This is a genomic window from Halomonas sp. NPDC076908 (assembly GCF_050269715.1).
Classification (GTDB): Bacteria; Pseudomonadota; Gammaproteobacteria; order Pseudomonadales; family Halomonadaceae; genus Vreelandella.
Window position 1 is genome coordinate 1 of the sequence record NZ_JBNNIW010000122.1, and the last position, 1,015, is coordinate 1,015.

The 1,015-nt window shown below is 68.8% G+C and carries 1 protein-coding gene; it reads left to right on the forward strand.

Annotated elements, in window-relative coordinates:
- Positions 1-1,015, forward strand: a 1,015-nt coding sequence (locus tag ACQKE4_RS20775; protein WP_427390118.1) for an IS1380 family transposase, incomplete at both ends; no start/stop codon positions are given.

The following is a 1,015-nucleotide window of genomic DNA, read 5'->3' on the forward strand; positions in this document are numbered from 1 at the left end:
TGCAGCGTGCGATGGGCTGGATCGACCTCAGCGATACCGACACGCTGCGCCGTGATCCGCTCTGGCAGCTGGCCTGCAGCGATGCGCGCGGGACAACGCCCCTGGCCCAGGACCGGCCCTCTCAAGCCACGCTGTCGCGGCTGCTGACCTGCCTCGGGCGCTGCGACAATATCGATGCCGTGCACGAAGGCCTGCTGCGACTGGTGATCTGGCGCCTGACCGCGCTGAAGAACGGCGAGCGCCCCAAGCAGCTGACGCTGGACATCGACGGCCTGCCGATCGAGGTCCACGGCCACCAGGGCGGCTCGGCCTATCATGGCCTGTACGGCGCGCGGATCTATTCACCGCTGGTCGCCTCGCTGGCAGAAACCGGCGACATGGTGGGCGGCCTGCTGCGCGAGGGCAACGCCGGCCCGGCCGAGAACGCCGACACCTGGATCCCGCATCTGGTGCGGCGACTCAACGAGAGCACCGGCGCCCAGGTTCGGGTGCGCATCGACGCCGGTTTCACCGACAACGCGACGCTGGAGGCCCTGGAAGAGTGCGACATCGAGTACCTGGGCCGACTGCGCAGTCACTCCGGCCTGCAGAAACTGGCGGCACCGCACCTGAAGCGGCCACCCGGCCGGCCACCCGAGCAGCCTCGCGAGTGGTGCCACGATCTGGAGTATCAAGCGGGCTCTTGGTCGGCACCGCGTCGCGTGGTGCTGGTGGTGCAGGAACGCCCCGATGACCTGCTGCTGCATGCCTTCTTCCTGGTCACCAACCTCGGCAAGTTCGACTGGCCGCCGGAGAAGGTCCTGGCGCTCTACCGCAAGCGCGGCAGCGCCGAGGCGCACATGGGCGAGGTGAAGTCGGCGCTCGACGTGCACCTCTCGTCGACCGATCGCGGCGCCTCCACCGTTCAGGACGTGATGGCACGCAACGAGGTGAGCCTGCTGCTCAGCCTCTACGCCTACCAGGTCCTGCATGGCCTGCGCTGCCTGCTGGAGCGGCAGACCCGGCAAGGCTGGAG